Annotated in this window: 20 protein-coding genes; 5 read left to right on the top strand and 15 right to left on the bottom strand. The window is 72.3% G+C overall.

Going from position 1 to position 18319, the window contains the following annotated elements:
- Window positions 1-224 precede the first annotated feature (224 nt).
- Together ACIOGZ_RS11920 and ACIOGZ_RS11915 are read left to right on the top strand one after the other, a co-directional pair.
- The gene (locus ACIOGZ_RS11920) at window positions 225-740 is read left to right on the top strand and encodes an AAA family ATPase (RefSeq protein ID WP_363587120.1); all 516 of its coding nucleotides are present in this window, start codon (window positions 225-227) and stop codon (window positions 738-740) included.
- A gap of 222 nt (window positions 741-962) precedes the next feature.
- A complete protein-coding gene (locus ACIOGZ_RS11915) occupies window positions 963-1700 on the top strand; it encodes a hypothetical protein (protein WP_400985729.1) in 738 nt (245 codons plus the stop codon).
- 146 nt (window positions 1701-1846) lie between these two features.
- Here ACIOGZ_RS11915 and ACIOGZ_RS11910 read toward each other — a convergent pair whose 3' ends face one another.
- Window positions 1847-2347: a hypothetical protein gene (locus ACIOGZ_RS11910; RefSeq protein WP_363587122.1), complete on the bottom strand. Its 501-nt coding sequence runs from the start codon at window positions 2345-2347 to the stop codon at window positions 1847-1849.
- Between the two features lie 360 nt (window positions 2348-2707).
- Window positions 2708-3328: a TetR/AcrR family transcriptional regulator gene (locus tag ACIOGZ_RS11905; protein WP_363587123.1), complete on the bottom strand. Its 621-nt coding sequence runs from the start codon at window positions 3326-3328 to the stop codon at window positions 2708-2710.
- Window positions 3329-3414: 86 nt separating this feature from the next.
- Here ACIOGZ_RS11905 and ACIOGZ_RS11900 point away from each other — a divergent pair, with 86 nt between their 5' ends.
- The gene (locus tag ACIOGZ_RS11900) at window positions 3415-5076 is read left to right on the top strand and encodes an FAD-dependent monooxygenase (protein ID WP_400985728.1); all 1662 of its coding nucleotides are present in this window, start codon (window positions 3415-3417) and stop codon (window positions 5074-5076) included.
- Between the two features lie 50 nt (window positions 5077-5126).
- Here the strand turns inward: ACIOGZ_RS11900 and ACIOGZ_RS11895 are convergent, their stop codons facing one another.
- The 5 genes from ACIOGZ_RS11895 to ACIOGZ_RS11875 all read right to left on the bottom strand — a co-directional run bounded on the left by ACIOGZ_RS11895 (window position 5127) and on the right by ACIOGZ_RS11875 (window position 9602).
- A complete protein-coding gene (locus tag ACIOGZ_RS11895; protein WP_363587126.1) occupies window positions 5127-6521 on the bottom strand; it encodes a M14 family zinc carboxypeptidase in 1395 nt (464 codons plus the stop codon).
- Between the two features lie 161 nt (window positions 6522-6682).
- Window positions 6683-7732, bottom strand: coding sequence for a transglycosylase family protein (locus ACIOGZ_RS11890; protein WP_400985727.1), 1050 nt, complete (start codon window positions 7730-7732; stop codon window positions 6683-6685).
- A 37-nt stretch (window positions 7733-7769) separates the two neighbouring features.
- Window positions 7770-9011, bottom strand: a complete 1242-nt coding sequence (locus ACIOGZ_RS11885) for a VCBS repeat-containing protein (protein ID WP_400985725.1) — start codon at window positions 9009-9011, stop codon at window positions 7770-7772.
- Between the two features lie 107 nt (window positions 9012-9118).
- On the bottom strand, window positions 9119-9460 hold the full coding sequence (locus ACIOGZ_RS11880) for a hypothetical protein (protein WP_400985723.1): 342 nt from the start codon (window positions 9458-9460) through the stop codon (window positions 9119-9121).
- A 7-nt stretch (window positions 9461-9467) separates the two neighbouring features.
- Window positions 9468-9602 carry a hypothetical protein gene (locus ACIOGZ_RS11875; RefSeq protein WP_363587130.1) on the bottom strand — a complete coding sequence of 45 codons (135 nt, stop codon included), beginning with the start codon at window positions 9600-9602 and terminating at the stop codon, window positions 9468-9470.
- Window positions 9603-9940: 338 nt separating this feature from the next.
- On the opposite strand from ACIOGZ_RS11875, the gene ACIOGZ_RS11870 reads away from it, so the two are divergent.
- Both ACIOGZ_RS11870 and ACIOGZ_RS11865 read left to right on the top strand, forming a co-directional pair.
- Window positions 9941-10912 carry a helix-turn-helix transcriptional regulator gene (locus ACIOGZ_RS11870; RefSeq protein WP_363632735.1) on the top strand — a complete coding sequence of 324 codons (972 nt, stop codon included), beginning with the start codon at window positions 9941-9943 and terminating at the stop codon, window positions 10910-10912.
- Window positions 10913-11080: 168 nt separating this feature from the next.
- Complete coding sequence (locus tag ACIOGZ_RS11865; RefSeq protein WP_400985721.1) at window positions 11081-11830, top strand: DUF4232 domain-containing protein; 750 nt, start codon at window positions 11081-11083, stop codon at window positions 11828-11830.
- Between the two features lie 55 nt (window positions 11831-11885).
- Here the strand turns inward: ACIOGZ_RS11865 and ACIOGZ_RS11860 are convergent, their stop codons facing one another.
- From ACIOGZ_RS11860 to ACIOGZ_RS11825, 8 genes are all read right to left on the bottom strand, one after another.
- Window positions 11886-12314 carry a lasso peptide biosynthesis B2 protein gene (locus tag ACIOGZ_RS11860; RefSeq protein ID WP_331745183.1) on the bottom strand — a complete coding sequence of 143 codons (429 nt, stop codon included), beginning with the start codon at window positions 12312-12314 and terminating at the stop codon, window positions 11886-11888.
- Complete coding sequence (locus ACIOGZ_RS11855; RefSeq protein ID WP_363586890.1) at window positions 12311-12568, bottom strand: lasso peptide biosynthesis PqqD family chaperone; 258 nt, start codon at window positions 12566-12568, stop codon at window positions 12311-12313. Before ACIOGZ_RS11855 ends, ACIOGZ_RS11860 begins: the two co-directional genes overlap by 4 nt.
- On the bottom strand, window positions 12569-14401 hold the full coding sequence (locus ACIOGZ_RS11850; protein ID WP_400985720.1) for an asparagine synthase-related protein: 1833 nt from the start codon (window positions 14399-14401) through the stop codon (window positions 12569-12571).
- A gap of 11 nt (window positions 14402-14412) precedes the next feature.
- Window positions 14413-14553, bottom strand: a complete 141-nt coding sequence (locus ACIOGZ_RS11845) for a lasso RiPP family leader peptide-containing protein (protein WP_350878647.1) — start codon at window positions 14551-14553, stop codon at window positions 14413-14415.
- A gap of 291 nt (window positions 14554-14844) precedes the next feature.
- Window positions 14845-16071 (bottom strand): cytochrome P450, encoded by a 1227-nt coding sequence (locus ACIOGZ_RS11840; RefSeq protein WP_400985719.1) that lies wholly within the window; start codon window positions 16069-16071, stop codon window positions 14845-14847.
- Complete coding sequence (locus ACIOGZ_RS11835) at window positions 16052-16630, bottom strand: hypothetical protein (protein ID WP_363586893.1); 579 nt, start codon at window positions 16628-16630, stop codon at window positions 16052-16054. Before ACIOGZ_RS11835 ends, ACIOGZ_RS11840 begins: the two co-directional genes overlap by 20 nt.
- The gene (locus tag ACIOGZ_RS11830) at window positions 16603-17070 is read right to left on the bottom strand and encodes an acyltransferase (RefSeq protein ID WP_363586894.1); all 468 of its coding nucleotides are present in this window, start codon (window positions 17068-17070) and stop codon (window positions 16603-16605) included. The genes ACIOGZ_RS11835 and ACIOGZ_RS11830 overlap by 28 nt, the downstream gene beginning before the upstream one ends.
- A gap of 231 nt (window positions 17071-17301) precedes the next feature.
- A complete protein-coding gene (locus ACIOGZ_RS11825; protein WP_400985717.1) occupies window positions 17302-18276 on the bottom strand; it encodes a helix-turn-helix transcriptional regulator in 975 nt (324 codons plus the stop codon).
- Between the last annotated feature and the right edge of the window lie 43 nt (window positions 18277-18319).

Genomic DNA, 18319 nt, shown 5'->3' with positions numbered 1-18319 from the left:
GTCTCCGCCAGCCCGGCCGGGACGCGCAGCCCGATCGGTGATTTGCCCCCGACCGGTTCGTCACCGGATCAGCGCGAACTCGCCGACAGAACACGGATGTTGCGGCGCCGGAGGGCGGCTTGCGGCCGGACCCTGAGGAACGAGGGGCAGGTGTCCCGCTATGGTCGGCTGGGCACTCGGGATCCGGGGTACCGGTCATCGACGGAAGCGGGGCTGGAATCGTCATGGTCAGGTCTGTGGTGCGGTTGATCACCGGGGCACCGGGGGCGGGCAAGTCGACACTTCTGGGTCGGCTGCGGGAACGGCCGGTCACGGTGGTCGACTTCGACGAACTGCCCGACGACGACGGTCGGTTGCTCGGTATCGACATCACCTCCCCGGACGCGTCCGGCATCTGGCCCGACTACAACCGCCTGTGGGTGCGGATCGCGGGCATGCTCGCGCGGGGAGGCGGGCCCGTCCTGGTGTCCTGCCCCATCACCCCGGCCGAGTGGGAGGCCGCCGCGGCCGATGTGCCGGACGCCCCGGAGGTCGTCTGGGCGCGGCTGGACTGCGCGGACCACGACCGCCGCGTCCGTTTGGCCGCCCGCGGCTGGAGCGCGGAGCAGGTCGAGGAAGCCGTCCAGGACGCCGACGAACTGCGCGAACTCGTCCCCACGGCCTTCACCAGCTCCGACCGTGCCCCGGTGGAGGTCGCCGAGGACATCCTGCGGTGGATCACCGACTCCCCCAACGCCTGACCCGGCGACGATCGGAGCCGATTCCCTTCCCCCGGCCGGGTCGACCACGGCGACCGCTGCCGGCGGCTGCACGACCGGCGGCGGTGACCCCCGGCCGTCGGCCGTCGGTTGTTGGGTGTTGGGTCTTGGGTGTTGGGTTGACGAGATCGTTCGTGCCCGGGAGCATGTGTCGCCGCGTGCGTGCGCGGGTGTGTGCAGACCGGATTCGTGGGGTGTGGGGTCATGAGGTTCGTGGTGTCCGAGCGGTGCGTGGGAAGGATCGGGCTGGCCGTCGGCGCGGTGCTGGTGTTGGCGGCCTGCGCGGCAGGCGGGGGCGATGGAGCGTCGGCCGGTTGGCCGGGGGCCGGCAAGCAGGCGTACGGCCCGGCCCCCACCGAGGCGGTCGACTCCCTCAACTCCGTCGGCTCCCTCAACTCCGTCGGCTCCGTCGGCTCCGTCAGGGCCGTCAGGGCCGCGTTCGGCAGGGCTACCGGGACCATGGACCTCACCGGGCCCGGCGCTGCGTCCGGCCCGGTGGCCGAGGTCCGGCAGGCCGACGCGCCCGCGACCACCCTCTCGATCACGGAGGGCGAGGTCGGCGAGGTGGGTCCGCACGGGACGATCACCTACCCGTCGGTGACCAGCTGCCTGGTCGTCACCGTCTACCTGTGGGACGGCGGCAAGGTCGGCGGCCATGCCAGCCTGTTCCAGGTCCCGGGGAAGTACTACTCGGACGAGGTCCTGCCGGCCATCAAGCGTGCCGTCGGTGGCCGACGGGTGGCGGCCGTCGACGTCAGCGGGGCCGTCGGGGCCTGGAACCCCTCCTACTTTCAGAAGGCCATCGAGCGGTACACCGACGGGTCGGTCCCCGAGCCGACGGGCGACGCGAAGGGGATCGGTGACGTGGTGGCCAAGATCCTGGGCCGACAGGGCAAGGAGGTCACCGTCCGGGACGTGCCGGACGGCGACATCACCAGGTGAGCACCGCGTCGACGGCCCTGCCCCGTACACGGGGGGAATGACCACGGCCCGCGCACCATAGCCCCTGAGGAGAACGAACCGACGGGGCACCGACCACCGGGGCGCGGGCCCGGCCTTCGGCGGGACGGGGCACCCGCCGGTCCCACTCAGAGCGCCAGTTCGACGAGGCCTGCGAGCAAGCCGACGACGATGCCCAGGACCGCCACGGCCGTAAGCCCGATGAGGAGGCCGACCACCAGGGTCATGGCCTCCGGGGCCTCACCACGCCGGACTCCGACCAGCAGCCAGCCGGCCGGCACCGCGCCCAGTACGAGAATCATGCCCGCGCCGATGCCGTACTTCACGGCGGGCGCCGACGACGGCTCGTAGGCCACGCCCCGCACCAGCCGCACCGGGAGCCGGGTGCCGCCCCGGTGCTTGCCGGTCGTGCCGTTCACCACGATCGGGCGGGCCTCGCCCGCGGAGGCGCCGGCCGGCGTGAACCGCCCCTGGCAGTCGGTGCCGTCGCTGTTGCCCTCGCTGTCGGACACCTCGTAACAGCGGTCCACCAGCACCACGCCGTCCGGCGGGCCCAGCCCCATGGCCGCGCCCATCCGCTCCGCGCTCAGCCACCAGGCCAGCCACACCGCCCCGGTCAGGAGCGCCACCGCCAGCATCCCCGCCGCCACACGCACCGCCGCACGCGCTGCCACACCCCACACGCCGCCTCCCCGCGCACGCACCACGACCGCCGCCCACCGTTGTTGCTGCTGCGCCCACCGCCCCCGCCACGAAGCCGCACGAGCCGTACGAGCCGCACGAGCCGCGCCCGCGATGCAGGGCCTGCCCGACCGCCGGGACCGGTACGGCCAACTGAGGATGTCAGCAAGGCAGTTGACACGCAATGCCCCACCCGGGCCCGGCGACACCCGATGCCGGTGAACGACGCGGTGCCGGACGGGCGCGCCCGTGCGCACGTGGAGGCGGTGTCGGCGCGGCGGAGGCCGCGGCCCAGTCCGCTCTTCTCCTCAGCTCGGCGCGGGCGCCGCACCGTCGAGGACGAGGTCGATGATCCGCCGGCTTGCCCGTTCCGGGTCCAGCTGGTCGGTGCTGCCCGATGCCATGCGGGCGAGGAGGGGGGACACGAGGAGTTCGGAGACCAGGTCGAGGTCGATGTCGGGGCGGATCTCTCCTCGTTCCACGCCGCGTCGCAGGACATGGTTCATGGCATTCCGGCGGGGAGTGACGATCTCTTCGAAGTAACGGCTGTGCAGCCGCGGGAAGGTTGCCGCCTCGGCGTTGAGAGCGCGCAGCATGCTGCTGGCCCGTTCGTCGACGACGCGCTCGGCCAGGGCCTGGAGAAGGACCGCGAGGTCGGCGCGGGTGTCGGCGCGGGTGTCGGCGCCGGCCGGCAAGGGCCGCGGTTCGTTGATCGTCTCCAGCACGTCGAGGTAGAGCTCGTCCTTGGTCTTCCAGCGCCGGTAGACGCTGTTGCGCGAGACCCCGGCCTGCTTGGCGATCGTCACCAGCGACAGGCCGGTGAGGGTGGCGCCCGAGGCGACCATGCCGAGAACCGCATCGATGATGGCCGTGTCGGTGGCGGGGTCACGCTGTCGGCCCCCGCGGCGGCCGGGGAGTTCCGTGGTCACGCCAGTAACGATACAGGCCTGTTGCGTTAGGGGGCCGCCAGCGGGCAATAATGGAACAGAGCTGTTCTGTTTCTTTTGGAGGGTCCATGCCCGTGCCAGGTCCCATCGCTCCCGCCACCAGGGCCGACAGCAAGACCGCTTCGTCCGCTGCCGCCCCGACGCCACCGCCCGCACGCGTCCCCGTCCTGATCGTGGGCGGCAGCATCGTCGGGGCTTCGGCCGCCCTGTTCCTCGCGGCCCGGGGCATCACCCCCGTCCTGGTCGAGAAGCACTCCGCGGTCTCGACCAGGCTGCGCGCCAAGCTGTTCTATCCGCGAACGATGGAGGCCTACCGCTCGGTCGGGGCCGACCAGGACGTCTACGCCGTCCAGCACCGACTCCCACCGGCCGACCACGCCGCGGTGGTCACCTCGCTCAACGGCCCGGAGCTGCGACGCTGGCGGCTACCGGCCGCAACGGACTTCAGCCGCCTCTCGCCCTGCCCCAGCGCCTTCGTCAAACAGGCCGACCTGGAGGAGGTCGTCCGCGCCCACGCCCTTGCGGCCGGCGCCGACCTGCGCCTCGGCCACCGCCTTCTCGAACTGCGCCGCCACGACGACCACACCGTGGCCCGGATCCGCGGCGCCGACGGCGCCACCTACACCGTGGCCGCCGACTACCTGCTGGCCGCGGACGGCAACGGCAGCGCCGTCCGCGAGCACCTGGGCATCGGCCGCAGCGGCACCGAGGTGGTCGCGCACGTCATGGAGATCGGCTTCGAAGCCGACCTGCGTCAGGTGCTCGACGGCCGCCGGCTCGCCCTCGCCTTCACCGGCCCACCCGAGCACGCGTTCCTGAGTTGGAACACGGCGCAGGACCGCGGGACGGTGTCGGTGACCTACGACCCCGACACCACGGATCCAGCCGCGTTCGACGTCCAGCGCTGCCGCGGCATCGTCTCGCGCGCGCTCGGCCTGGCGCCATCGCACTTCACGCTCACCGGACACCGGCCCTGGCAGATGGGCGGCTGGCTGGCCGACTCCTACCGCGCCGGCCGCGTCTTCCTGCTCGGCGACGCGGCCCACGTCACCCCGCCGACCGGCGGATTCGGGGCCAACACCGGCATCCAGGACGCCTGGAACCTCACCACCAAACTCGTCTCGGTCCTGCGCGGCCACGCCGACCCGCGGCTGCTGGACGACTACGAAACCGAGCGCCGCGCAGTGGGCCGGATCACCGTGGACCAGGCACTCCTGCGCGCCCGCGACCGCGCCCGGGTCCCGATCGAGTTCCGCCCGCTGCTCAGCGAGGCGGCAGTGGCCATCGGCTACCGCTACCCCGTCCCCGGCGACGACCCGGCCGCCGCCCTCCCGGCGGCCGACGAGCCGGAACGCTGGCACGGCGAGCCCGGCACCCGGCTGCCGCACCTGCCACTCCCCGACACGGACCGGCCCCGCTCCACGCTCGACCTGGTCCACGCCGGCCGCTACCTGGTTCTCGCCGGACCCGAAGGACACCCCTGGATCCGGGCCGCACGCGAGCTGGATCCGCACAACGCCTTCCTTGACACGGCACTCCTGCCCCGCCGGGCCGCCCCGGCAACGGAACGGCCCGCCGACACCTGCGGCATCGGCGACCACGGCGCCCTGCTGGTCCGTCCCGACCACGTGATCGCCTGGCGCACCGCCCACGCCGCCCCGGCCCCCCTCACACTCCTCGCCGCCGCCACGCGACGGGCATTGGGAGCCGACCGCCCCTCAGCACACTGAGACGGCTTCGACCGGCGGCCGCAACCACGGTGCCGAGGCAGCGGAGTGCTCTACCGGTCGCGCCGAGGGCCGGGCGTCGTCGGGCGGCTGAGTGCCACGGCTGCCTGGACGGTGTTCGCCTGGTGCTCGGCCTGGCGGGCGACGGGCAGCCAGGTCGGCTGGAAGCGCCGCTGGTACTGGGCGCACCAGTCCTGGAGGAGGTGGTCGAGTCGGGCGGTGGCCGGTGTGGTGGGTGCCTTGGCCGCCTCGGCGGCGCGGCGGAGCAGCGCCGCCGCGCGGACCGGGATCCGGTGGGCCCACAGTTCGATGCCGGCGAGTTTCGCCTCCGTCATGGGCGTCGGGTGGAGGAGGCGCTGTCCGGCGGCCCGCGGGTCCCATGCGTGGGCCAGTTGTCGCGCTGCCGTCAGCGGCGTGCGCGCGGCCCGGAGCAGGGCGGTGTCGTCCAGGTGGGGCAGAGCTTCGTCCATCAGGTCGGTGAGCAGGCGCCCTCGCTCCCGGACCTGGCCGGCGCAGGCGGTCAGGCGCGCGTAGGGGTCGTCGGCCGGGCGGGTGTCCCCGAGGTGGGCGCCGGCCCAGGCCGGCGTCTCGACGATGACCGTCTCGCCGCCGTAGCGCTGGGGGGCGAACCAGGTGGTGGCGCGGACGCCTCCTGTCTCCTGCTGGGGCTGGGCGGTGTGAGGTTGGCCGGGGCGAGGTTGGCCGGGGCGAGGTGGCGCCAGCATTCCGGTGCTGCTTTCCTGCTGGTCGATGTGGTGCGGCGCCATCATGAAGACGCCCGGGCCCGCTTCGCGCAGCCAGAAGGCGTCGTAGGGGCCGGTCTCGACCGGGATCCCCAGTCCGGCGGCGGAGTTTGCGAACGGCTCGGCGAGGCCGGCCGGATCGCAGGTCGACTGGAGGAAGGTCCCGCCGACGTCGGCGCTGTGGAGGGAGAACTGGAGGGACGGCCGGAGGTCGTCGATCAGGTCGAGGAGGATCCGGCTCTCGGGAAGTCTCCCGCCGATCGCCGGCGCCCACTCGGGCTGTTCCTCGGCGGCGGGGCGGAAGTAGTGCTCGAAGTACTCGGGCAGGCTTCGGGTGCCGGCGCCGGCTTCTGCGAGGCGTGCTCCGTCGGGGTCGAGGCAGAGCAGGAAGTTCCAGGTCACCGCCTGGTGCAGAGACGGCTGCGCGAGGACGCGGTGGGCCAGTTCCACGATGCCGACGCGGCCGGAGAACTCGTCGGCGTGCGCACCCGTCACGATCAGCACGTTGGCGGTGGCGGCGGCGTGGCCGATCGTCAGGAGCACCAGCGGCCGGCCGGCGCGGGATGTCCCGACGGTGCGCACGCGGCAGAGTTCCGGGTGTCTGGCGGCCAGCAGGTGTGCTGTGTCGGCGAGTTCTTCCAGCGTGGGGTACCGGTCATGAAGCAGGACCGCCCTGCCGGCGCTGGTCGACGTATCGGTCAACATCGGTGCCCTCCCTTGTCTGACCGTCCAGTCTCGCGCCAAAAGCGGCGGCCTGCACCTCGTGGTGCAGGCCGCCGCCCGGTGTGCGCGGCGTTGTCAGGCCGCGGTCCTCAAGTCCCGCCGTCGGCCCCGGTTCGCGTCCAGGTGAGCCGGTCGGTGAGCGGTTACCAGCTTCCCTTGAGGGGGATCCAGCCCGGGTTGCCGAACGTCGTGGTCACGGCGGCGGTGCTGTTGTCGTTGGTGAGGTAGAACGTCGCGGTGGCCGGGTCGTAGCCGCCGACGCTGTCCTTGCCGGAGCCGTTCCAGTCTCCGACGAGGGGCTTCCAGCCGGGGTTGCCGAACTTGATGGTCACGGCGGTGGTGCTGTTGTCGTTGCTGAGGTAGAAGGTCTGGGTGTTCGGGTCGTAGGCGCCGATGCTGGTGACGCCGTCGCCGTTCCAGTCGCCGACCAGCGGGGTCCACCCCGGGTTGCCGAACTTCGCCGAGCCCACGACGGTGCTGTTGTCGTTGCTCTCGTAGAAGGTGGCGGTGGCCGGGTCGTACGCGCCGATGCTGTCCTTGCCGTCCTTGTTCCAGTCGCCGACCAACGGGATCCAGCCGGGGTTGCCGAACTTCGCGGTCACGGCGGTGGTGCTGTTGTCGTTGCTGAGGTAGAACGTGGCGGTGCTGGGGTCGTACGCGCCGACACTGGCGACGCCGTCGCCGTTCCAGTCGCCGACCAGCGGGATCCAGCCCGCGTTACCGAACTTCACCGAGCCCGCAACCGTGCTGTTGTCGTTGCTCTCGTAGAAGGTCTGGGTCGCCGGGTCGTACGCGCCGATCCGGTCCGAGTACGGCTTGGCGTGGTCGGTGCTCAGGCCCGCGTTGCAGTTGGGCCAGGCACCCGGGCCCTGGCCGGCGAGGATCTTCTCCGCTACGAGGATCTGCTGCTTCTTGGAGGCGAGGTCGGGCCGGGAGGCGTAGGCCACGCCGCCGTAGGCCTTCCAGGTGGGCAGTGTGATCTGCAGGCCGCCGTAGTTGCCGTTGTTGGTGTTGATGCTCCAGTTTCCGGTGCTCTCGCACTGGGCGACCTTGTCCCAGGTGGCCACCGAGGCGGCTTGGGCCGGTGCCTGGGAGGCGACGGACAGGACGGCCGCCCCCAGGGCGACAGCGGCGAGCGAGCGGGTGCGACGGGTGTGACCGGTCTGACGGGCGGTCGACTTGTTCTCGGGCATGCTCGACTGACTTCCTCTCGTGTCGGTTGGGGGCGGACTACCAGCGGCCGGCGATCGGGACGTCGCCGGGGCTGCCGTAGACGAAGCTGGTGGCGGTGGTGCTGTTGTCGTTGCTGAGGTAGAAGGTCTGGGTGTTCGGGTCGTAGGCACCGATGCTGGTGACGCCGTCGTTGTTCCAGTCGCCGACCAGCGGGGTCCAGCCCGCGTTACCGAACTTCACCGAGCCCGCGACGGTGCTGTTGTCGTTGCTCTCGTAGAAGGTCTGGGTCGCCGGGTCGTAGGCACCGATGCTGTCCTTGCCGTCCTTGTTCCAGTCGCCGACCAGCGGGATCCAACCCGGGTTGCCGAACTTCGCGGTCACTGCGGCGGTGCTGTTGTCATTGCTGAGGTAGAACGTGGCAGTGGCGGGGTCGTACGCGCCGACGCTGTCCTTGCCGGAGCCGTTCCAGTCACCGACCAGCGGGATCCAACCGGGGTTGCCGAACTTCGCGGTCACGGCAGCGGTGCTGTTGTCGTTGCTGAGGTAGAACGTCGCGGTGGCCGGGTCGTACGCGCCGACGCTGGCGACGCCGTCGTTGTTCCAGTCGCCCACCAGCGGGGTCCAGCCCGCGTTACCGAACTTCGCCGAGCCCAGCGTGGAACCCGCGTTGTCGCCTTCGTAGAAGGTCTGCGTGGACGAGTGGTACACGCCGGCCTTCGTGGCCCGGGTCTGGACGTCGTCGACGATGTTCTTGTAGCGCAGGGCCTTGTACTCGCTGTTGGGGTGCGAGTCGAGGGTGCCGTTGATGGACGCGCCGGTGACGTGCTTCACCGGGGTGGAACCGAAGGAGTAGTACGAGAAGGTGGTGTGCGCGGCGTCGTCCCACTTCTCGAAGAGGAGGACGTGGTTGTAGTAGCTGTTGAGGACGTCGCCGGCCTTGAGCTCGCTGCGCGGGATCTCGTAGGTGTAGGAGTCCGCGATGCCTTGGGTGTTGGGGCTCGCGCCCAGGTGCCAGGCCATGGAGACGTAACCCGAGCAGTCCGTACGGTAGTTGCGGCCGCTGGAGTCCGGGTAGGAGCCGCCCTGGTTGTAGGGGATCGACTTGCCCAGCCAGTACTGCGCCCGCTGGATGACCTCACTGCGGGTGACCTTGCCGTCGATCGAGGACAAGGCGGAGACAGCGGCGGTGGCCGCGTGAGCCGCGGTGGTGGTGACGGCCGTCGCGGCTATCGCACCGGAAGCGGCGAGGGAGGCGGCGAGGGCGACGTGGGCGAGCCTGGACAGCGTGGACGAAGGCATGGCGGAACTCCTCTTGCTGGTTGCGGGTTGCGAGGTCGAGACGGCGTCGGATGCCGGACAGCGTCGTGCGGGCGCAGCGGTACTGCGGGTTCAGCGGCGGCGTGGGTTCAGCAGCCGGGGGGCGCCGGTGGCTGGTAGCGCCGGCGCATCAGGGGTGAGGCCTGGTGGCCTCGGGCGATCAGGACGTGGGCCCGGCTCAGGGTGTCCTGGTCGACGGCGAGGTCACGGCTGGCGAGGTAGACGAGCAGGTCGACGCGGTCGGCCTCGCTTCGGACAGTGATGTGCTGGAGGCCGTCGTCGGGGCGGGCGTGGGCCCACAGGACGGCGCGGACCTCGGCCGCCTCGCCCGCTTTGTCCACCTCGGCCGCCTCAGCCGCCCCAGCCGCCTCGCCGGACGGGACCGGCCCGGCGCTCTGCCTGCGGTGCAGGGCGGCGTAGATGACGTCCATCCGCGGGTCAGCCGCCCCAGCCGAAGCTGGCGTTGACGGCGGTGTCCGGGGTGCTCACCGACAGGACGGCGGGGGCGGCGAGCAGCGCGCCCAGCGAGATGGCGATGGCCGCGGCGGCCTTGGCGATACGGTTCTGGATCACGATCGGCTGTCCTCAACTGTTGCTGACACGAAGGGATTTCTCCGATCGGTGCGTCCCGCGGTTGACGCTCCGTCCGGCTGCCGTCCGGGCTGTCTTCCTGGCGGCGATCACTAGCTTTGCCGGTCGGGGGGCGGCTCGGAAGGCCTTGCGGGTGTCGCCAACCGGCCTGTCCGACTCCGGACAGGCCGTCATGGACATGACCAGAACCGGGTGGGGCGGCCTGCCGTCGAGGCCGGATATTCGACCTTGAGGGCCGTGTCATCCCATGAAAGGATCATGAAGCTTCGTGTGCTGTCACAGCCACGAGAGCTCACGGATCATCACACAAGGGGGACACCATGTTGCAGGCGCTTGGACTATCGGCCCGCGCCGAACAGGTCTACCAAGCCCTGCTCGACCACCCCGCCGACGACGTCGAAGCGATAGCCGGGCGCTGCGCGACCACCGCCACCCAGGTCCACGACTGCCTCGACGAACTCGGCGCCCTCATGCTCGTGCGCGCCTCCGCCGACCACCCCGGCCGGATGCGCGCCGTCGACCCGGCCGTCGGCCTCGCCGAGATGCTCGCCCGTCAGGAAGCCGACCTCGCCGCCCGCCAGGCCGCCCTCGCCGCGTCCCGCGCCGCCGTCACCCGCATGGTCGCCGAGCGCGCCGAACACCACGCCGCCCACGGCGAACGCCTGCTGGGCATGGACGCCGTCCACCACCGCCTGGAACAGATGAGCCGCACCACCACCACGGAAGCCCTCAGCAGCCAGCCCGGAAACCAGCACCCCGAGGACCTCGACTCCTCCCGCCCCGGCGACGCCGGCGCGCTCGCCCGCGGCATCACCATCCGCACTCTCTACCAGGACTCCACCCGCCACCAGCCGCACGTCACCGGATACGCCCACTGGCTGCTCAGCCAGGGCGGCGAAGTCCGCACCGCCCCCACGATCCCCCAGCGCATCGTCATCGCCGACCGCCGCGAGGCCCTCGTCCCCATCGACCCCGAGGACCACCGCAAGGGCGCACTTCACGTCACCGAACCCGGCATCCTCACCGCCCTGCTCGACCTCTACGAGCAGGCCTGGAACACCGCCGTCCCGCTCGGCGCCGCCTCCCCCGGCGACCCCACCACCGGACTCACCGCCACCGAGCGCGAACTGCTGCGCCTGCTCGGTAACGGTCTCACCGACGACACCGCCGGCCAGCGCCTGGGCATCTCCTCCCGCACCGTCGGCCGCCACATGGCCTCCATCATGGAGCGGCTCAACGCCAGCAGCCGCTTCGAGGCCGGCATCAAGGCCGCCCAGAACGGCTGGCTCTGACCGGCCCGAAGTACGCCGTGTCAACCCGCGGCGCCCCGACCGATTGTCACAGTCCGATCCTCGCGATGTCCTGGCGATTGTGACGCCGCGCATGCCACCGAAAGCCACTGACCGACCGTCATGGTGGGTGTCCAGCAAGCCAGCACGCACCGTCATCGGGGAGCCACCATGTCCGTCCGCCGCCGTCGCCCGCTGCTCGTCACCGCCGTCCTCGCCGTCGGCGCCGGACTCGTCCTGACCGCCTGCGGGCCCGACAACACCGACCCGGCCGCCGGCCCGAAGGCCTCCCCCACCACCGCGGCCGTCACACCCGCCCCCACCGGCGCGGCCCCCGCAACCGGGGCACCGACCGCACCGACCACGGGCGCGGCCTCGCACACCCCCACGGGCGCACCCCGCACACCGTCCGGCACCAGCCCCTCCACCAGCGCCCGACCCGGCACCGGCAACGCACCCGCCCCCACCGACGCCACCCCCTGCGACATCAACGACCTCTCCATCCACGTCACCGCACGCCCCGGAGCACCCAGCCAGCGGGTCATCGAAGTCCACAACACCGGCACCAAGGCCTGCAGCCTCAGCTCCTCCCCCGGCGTCAACCTCGGCAACTCCACCGCCCGCGACCAGAGCAACAACATCCGGCCCGTACTCGCCAGCGGCACCCAGCGCTTCCCCGTCCCCGCCGGCCAGAACGCCTACGCCGTCATCGACCTCAACCCCGGCGGCGCCACCACCGGCACCACCCCCGACATCAACGAACTCAACGTCCTCGCCGACCAGGACGACACCAACATGCCCCTCGCCGCCACCCACAACTTCCCGCTCACCAGCGACACCCGCGTCCTCAACCCCCACCTGGGCAACTACCGCGCCACCGTCACCGACGCCGTCACCTCCATGACGGCCGCAGGCAAGTAACCCCGACCACACCACCGGCACCCACCCACGGCCGGACCCGGGCGAGGCGACGAGGTCACGGGCCCGGTCGGTGTTCCGGTGCGACGGTGATCAGCGGGTGGAAGTGGGCGAGTTCGGCGGGCTCGTCGACGGGTTCGCCGTCGGCCTCGATCCACGCGTGGGCGCGGAACGGGGCGGTTCGCACGCCCGTGCGCCAGGTCGGCCAGGTGCCGCGCGTGCGGCACAACAGCGCTGCGGCGATCGAGCGTTGGAGACATCCCTGGCCGGCGCAGCGCATGCTGAGGGCGACCACGGCCTGCCGGGCGGCCAGCGCCTCGGCCCGGCCGGCGGGGCGGGCGCCGCGCCGCAGTGCGCTCATCAGCCGACGGATCCGGGCCGGGGGGAGCCGTTCGACCAGCCGCGCCGCGCCGATCGCCGCGAGCACGGCCGGCCGCAGGTGCCAGGGCGGCCGGCCCACGTGGTCGGCGTGCGCGTGCAGGCTCATCCGGTGACCAGCCCGGCGGTGCGCAGGCTCTCGTGCAGCCGGTCGACGTCGGAACGTGCCCGGGCCGCCGTGACCGGGAACCGGCCGCCGAGGTCGGCGGCGATCTCGTCGGCGGTCCGGTCCTCCAGCAGGGACCGCAGGATGAGCAGCCCGGTGCGGTTCAACTGGAAGTAGCGGCCGGAGCGTTCGTCCAGGACGACGGCGCCGTCGTCGGTCGGGGTGAGCGTCACGTCGGGGCGCAACCGAGTGGCCATTCAAGCTCCTTGGGCGGTGGTCGGGGAGGCGGGGTGCCGGCTCGTCCCGTGGGCGCGCAGCCAGTGCTCGCAGGCGAGCGTCGCGTCCAGGGCCGCGTAGGAGGTGCCGGGCGGGTACAGCCCGAGGCAGGCCTGCCGGAGGACGGCGGGGTCGACCAGTCCGGCGCGGGCCAGGGCGCTGTCGTCGATGAGCGCGGCGAGTTCGGCGCGGTGGCGGGCGAGCCCCTGGTAGGTGTCCGGACTGAAGTCGCCCTTGCCGGTGCGCCGGAGGAGGTCGGCCGGCACGTCGGGAGCGACGGCCGCGGTGAGCAGCGGCTTGTACGCGAAGGGCGTTCCGCGGGTGGCGGGGTCGGCGGCCAGGCAGGCGTCCAGGACCTGGTCGTCCAGGAAGGGCACGCTGTACGGCGTTCCCGCGCGGGCGGTGGCGTCGATCAGCTGCCGCATGGCCGCCGCGCTGTGCCGGACCATGCGCAGCGCCTGGTGCTGGGCGTGCTCCGGCGCCAGCGGTTCCGAGCCCTGGCCGGCCCGCAGCTGTTCGCGTACCAGTTCGGCGGTCCGGGCGGTGGCCCAGGGCGGCAGCCGGGGTGCCATCCCCCAGCCGAGCAGTTGGGTGGTGCGCGGCGGGTCGGGGTGGGTGAGGCGGTCGGCGGCGCGGGCGAGCCAGGCCGAATACGGCCGGGGGTCGCTGAGGGCGCTCAGGGCGTCCGGCAGCGTCCAGCGCAGGCGGGCCCGGTGTCCGCGCAGGTGGCGGGCGGCGGTGGCCGGGTGCCGTGGCAGGACGGTGCGCAGGTAGGCGGGCAGGGCCTGCAGCACCTCGTCGCCGCCTTCGCCGCTGATCCGCAGCCGGGCGCCGTGCGTCGCGAGCAGCCGGGCGACGGCTTCGTCGCGGGCTCTGGTCCGGGTCCAGGCGAACGGTTCGTCGCCCTGCGGTCCGGGTGTGTCGATGTCGGCGAACATCGCGGGAATGTCCTCGGCCGCCAGCACGAGTCGTCGGCCGGGCAGGTGGTGCGCGGCTCGCTGCGCCCAGGCGGCGTCCTCGTGGTGGGGGTCGACGGAGCCGATGGTGACGGTGAGCAGTTCGGCCGGGCCCGTGGCGGCCAGGAAGCACAGGGGTGTGGAGTCCAGCCCGCCGGAGAGGTCGGCGGCGATGAGCCCGCCGTCCCTGGTCCGGGTGTCGACGGCCCGGCGCAGGGCCTGGCCGAGCGCCGTCGCGGCTTCGGGCCGGGCTCGCTGCGGGGCCGGCGGGTGCCAGTGGGCGAGGGTGCGGGCGGGGCGTCCGGGGGCGAGCACGGCCGCGTGGTTCGGCGGCACGGCGGCGAGTCCCGGCCACAGGGGCAGCGCGTCGACGGGGTGCGGCAGCGGCTCGGCGAGCCTGAGGGCGAGCCGGTCGAGGGACGGGCTGAGGCCGGCGGCGGCGGCCAGGACGTCGGCCCGGTCGGACAGCACGGGGACGCCGTCGACCTCGGCCAGGTGGAGTCGGCGCAGTCCGGACAGCGAGCCGCGCGCGGCCACGGTGCCGTGCACGGTGGCGAGGAGGTGGAAGCTGCCTGCGAGGTCGCCGCCGAGGGCGAGCACGTCCCGCGGGTCGCGAACGCGTTCGGCGTGGCGGCGCAGGCGGTGCGGGTCGGCGTCGGAGGTGCCGAACACGGCCAGCGCGACCGGTCCGGCCTGGGCGGTGACCGGCTCGTCGGCCGGCCAGTGGCCGAGGATCCAGGGACGCCCGCTGGGGTGGTGCAGGGCACGGCACTCGGCCGTGCCCCACACCGCGGCCGTCGCGGCCCCGGCTTCGGTGTCCGGAAGGACCACGAACCAGGTCCGCGGGTGACCGCTCATCGGCCGGTTCCTCAGGGGGCGAGGTAGTAGCCGTGGACATCGGACTGGTTGCCGATGTCGAAGCCCCGGGTGAGGTCCGCGAAGTCACCGAGTTCGATCAGCATCGGGGGCTCGTACACGTCCAGCGTCGGGGGCTCGTACACGTCGGTCATGACGATGTCCTCTCGTTCACAAGGAGTGGGACGCGATCACCGGCCGGTCGAGTACAACTGTTCTCTGCCGACTCCCCGATGGACAAGCGGTGCCGGAGGCTTCGGCCGGAACCTGACGGTCTCCCACCTGGGCGGCCGGTGCCGCTCCCGGGGCTGCCGGGCACGTGAGTGCCGGTCCGCGCGCACGGAGGGCGGAGGGGCTGGATCCGGCCAGAGGGAAACGCGGGAGAACGCGGGCCCGCCGCTGCCGTGGCCGCCGGCGGGCGCCGCGAGCCCTCGAAGCCCCGGACGTCACCAGAGGACCGGCATGCTCCGCAGGCCGAAGACGATGTCGTTGTGCTTGAACGCGGACTGCGCCAACGGCTCGGCCAGCCGTAGCCCCGGCACGCGGCGCAGCAGTGTGGTCAGCGCGACCTGCAACTCGATCCGGGCCAGCTGCTGGCCGATGCACTGGTGCGGACCGAACCCGAACGCCAGGTGTGTGCGGGGCGGTCGGCGCAGGTCGACGGTGTCCGGGGCCGGGAACACGTCCTCGTCCCGGTTTCCGGACGGGATCGCGGCGACCAGCCAGCTTCCCGCCGCCACCGCGGTACCGCCGACGGTGACGCCCTCCGTGGCGTACCGCAGCAGCCCGAACTGGATCACGGACAGGTAGCGCAGCAGTTCCTCCACGGCCGTGCCGATGGTGTCCGGGGCGGCCCGCAGCGCGGCCACCCGCTCCCGGTCCGCCATCAGCACCAGGGCGCTGAGCGCGATCATGTTGGCCGTCGACTCGTGCCCGGCGACCAGCAGCAGTACGCCGAGCGTGGCCAACTCCCCTATGGTCGGGGGGTGTTCGGTCGCCCCGCCGCGGACGATCAGCCGGCTCAGCAGGTCGTCCCGCGGCTCGGCCCGGCGCCGAACGATCAGCTCGCCGAGGTAGCCCTCCAGCCGTCGGGTGGCCGCGTCGCGGGTGGCCGCGTCGGCCCCGAAGCCGATCAGCACCTCGCTGTCGTGTTGGAAGGACTCGTGGTCGTCGTAGGGCACGCCGAGCAGCTCGCAGATCACCAGCGACGGGATCGGCAGCGCGAAGTCCCGTACCAGGTCGGCGCTCGACCCGGCGAGCATCGCATCGACGTGCCGGTCGGTGATCCGCTGGACGGACGGACGCAGCGCCTCCATCCGTCGCACGGTGAACTCGCCGATCAGCAGCCGTCGCAGCCGTGCGTGCTCTTCCCCGTCCAGCTGGATCATCGAGCCCGGGGCCGGGTCGCGCCGGTCGTAGGAGGGCAGCATGTGCATCGATCCCGCGCCGCGGGAGCTCAGCCGGGGATCCGTGAGCACGCTCCGGATGTCCTCGTAGCGGCTGACCAGCCATGCGTCCATCCCGGCCGGGCAGCGCACCGGTGACACCGGCGCGTGGGCGCGCAGCCGGGCGTAGGTCTCGTCGGGGTCGAGGGGGCGGGAGTCCGGCCGGGTGACCGGGAATTCGGGGAGTCCGGGGAGTTCTGATGCCGGGTCAGGGCTGGGTTTCGTCATGGGTGACGGCTCCAGGATGACGGAGGGAGAGCTCATCGCGCCGACGCGTACGGGGCCGGCCGTCCTCACGGACCGGGGTGGGTCCGGCGCGGCGGCCGCGCGGCCGGCTGAAGCGTCGGACCGCCGGGCGTTCGACCAGTGTGTAGAGGGCCGCCGCGAGGACGAGGCTGATCGCGACGGTGAGCAGGATGTGCACCAGCCGCGTCGACGCGGCGCCGCCCGCCGTCCCGCCCGTGGCGTGCACGCCGTCGATCGGGCCGTACTGGATCACGAGGTAGTGCACGAGGTAGAGGGCGAACGAGATCTCGCCGAGCCACACCATGGTCCGGCCGCTGAAGGGGGTGCGTGCGGTGCGTACGTCGGCGGAGGCGGCGGCCGCGATCAGCAGGGCGAGTGCGGCCGCGGTCGGTCCGGCGCAGAGGCGGAACACGCCGGGCAGGTGGGACTGGACCACCACGCAGGCGATGGTCAGCAGGAACGCCGGCGTCATGCCCAGACGGATCCACTTCCCCGAGATCACGATGCGCGCCATCAGGATGCCGAAGACGAATTCGAGCATCCGGTCAGCCCGCCGAGGGCGTCGAAGTCGGGAATCCAGGGCTCGATCAGCAGCAGCGGCGGGATCGTGTTGATCACCATGATCGGAACGCCCGCAGCGGCCATCAACGCCACGGTGGCCGTGAAGGTCGTCAGGTGATTCGGAAGGATCTTCACCAGGCGTCGGCGCCAGAACAGTCCGGCGGTGTCGTTCGGGTCGGCGACCCAGGTGAGGATGAAGCCGCTGAGCACGAAGAAGAACGCCACCCCGACCGGTCCGAGGGTCGTGATCAGGTACGGCAGACCGGGGTGTATCGATCCGACGATCTGACCGGCCAGGTGGGATACCAGCACGGCGAACGCCGCGATGAACCGCATACCGGTCAGCGACGGCAGGCGGCTCGGACGAGCGGACGGTTCCGGCGTCTGCATCACCGCTTCCCTGTCGATGACGACATCCACGCCACCAGGGCTTCCCGTGTGGAATCCGAGCATGTGCGCAGACTGTTTGGGCCACTATCAAATGGCCCCGCCGGAACGGTCAAGCGGATTTCCTCGATGCACCGCATCGCACCGTGCGGCCCAGCGGATCGGCCCAGCGGATCGGGCAGGCAGGCCGGCCCGGGCCGGCGGACAGGCGACCCGGCACACGTCCCGTCAGAGACGGAGGACAGGGACGGGAATTCACCCACGTCAGGCCCCGTATCGGTCGGCGAGTGCGCGGGCGGTCGCGGCCAGCCGGGCACGCAGCTCCGGTGGTTCGAGGACCTCCACGTCGGTGCCCAGTCTCAGGAACTCGTCGTGGGCGTGGCCAAGGGACTCGATGGGCACGGACGCCCTGGTCCAGCCGTCCGCCTCGGTCACCCCCGAATCCGCGACCGCCCGGTCGAACGCGCGGCCGAGCTGCTCGCGGCCCCGGGCGACACCGCGCGGCGACAGTCGCACCGTCGCCTCCGCGGTGTGCAGTCGGGCATGGAAGTCGGCGAGCCGGTCCCGCCAGTGTGCAACCAGGTCGAAGCTCGCGGGTATCTCGAACTCCTCTTCCAGTTCTAGCAGTTCGAGGATCTGGTCGACCCGGTACGTACGCGGGTTGGCACCGCCCGCGGCAGCGACCAGATACCAGCGGCCGGCCTTGAGGACCAGTCCGTACGGCTCCAGTCGCCGTTCCACCTCGGTGGGCGCCTTCCACCGCCGGTAGCGGACCCACACCCTGCGCCGGTCCCAGAGCGCGGCCGCGACGGCCGCCAGGTGCGGCGTCTCGTCCACGTCCCCGTACCAGCCGGGCGCATCGAGGTGGAAGCGCTCCTGGATCAGCCCGGCCCGCTCGCGGAGCTCCGCCGGTAGGGCGGCCCGCAGCTTGAGCTGGGCGGCCGCCAGGACCTCGCCCAGGCCCAACTCGGCCGCCGGGCCGGGCAGCCCGGCCAGGAACAGGGCCTGCGACTCATCGGCGGTCAGGCCCGTCAGCCGGGTGCGGTACCCGTCGAGCAGCCGGTAGCCGCCGCCGTGACCGGCCTCGCCGAACAGCGGGATCCCGGCGGCGCCGAGCGCTTCGAGGTCCCGGTAGACCGTGCGGACCGACACCTCCAGCTCGTCGGCGAGCTGCTGGGCCGTCATCCTTCCCCGGTTCTGGAGGAGCAGGAGCAGCGAGATCAGTCGGCTGGCGCGCACAGCTGTCAGTATCCACTGACAGGAGGTGTCAGTGGACCGGTTC

This window comes from Kitasatospora sp. NPDC088160 (assembly GCF_044741445.1).
GTDB lineage: Bacteria > Actinomycetota > Actinomycetes > Streptomycetales > Streptomycetaceae > Kitasatospora.
The sequence above is the reverse complement of the archived record's forward strand: the minus strand, read 5'-3'. Positions and strand labels throughout refer to the sequence as shown.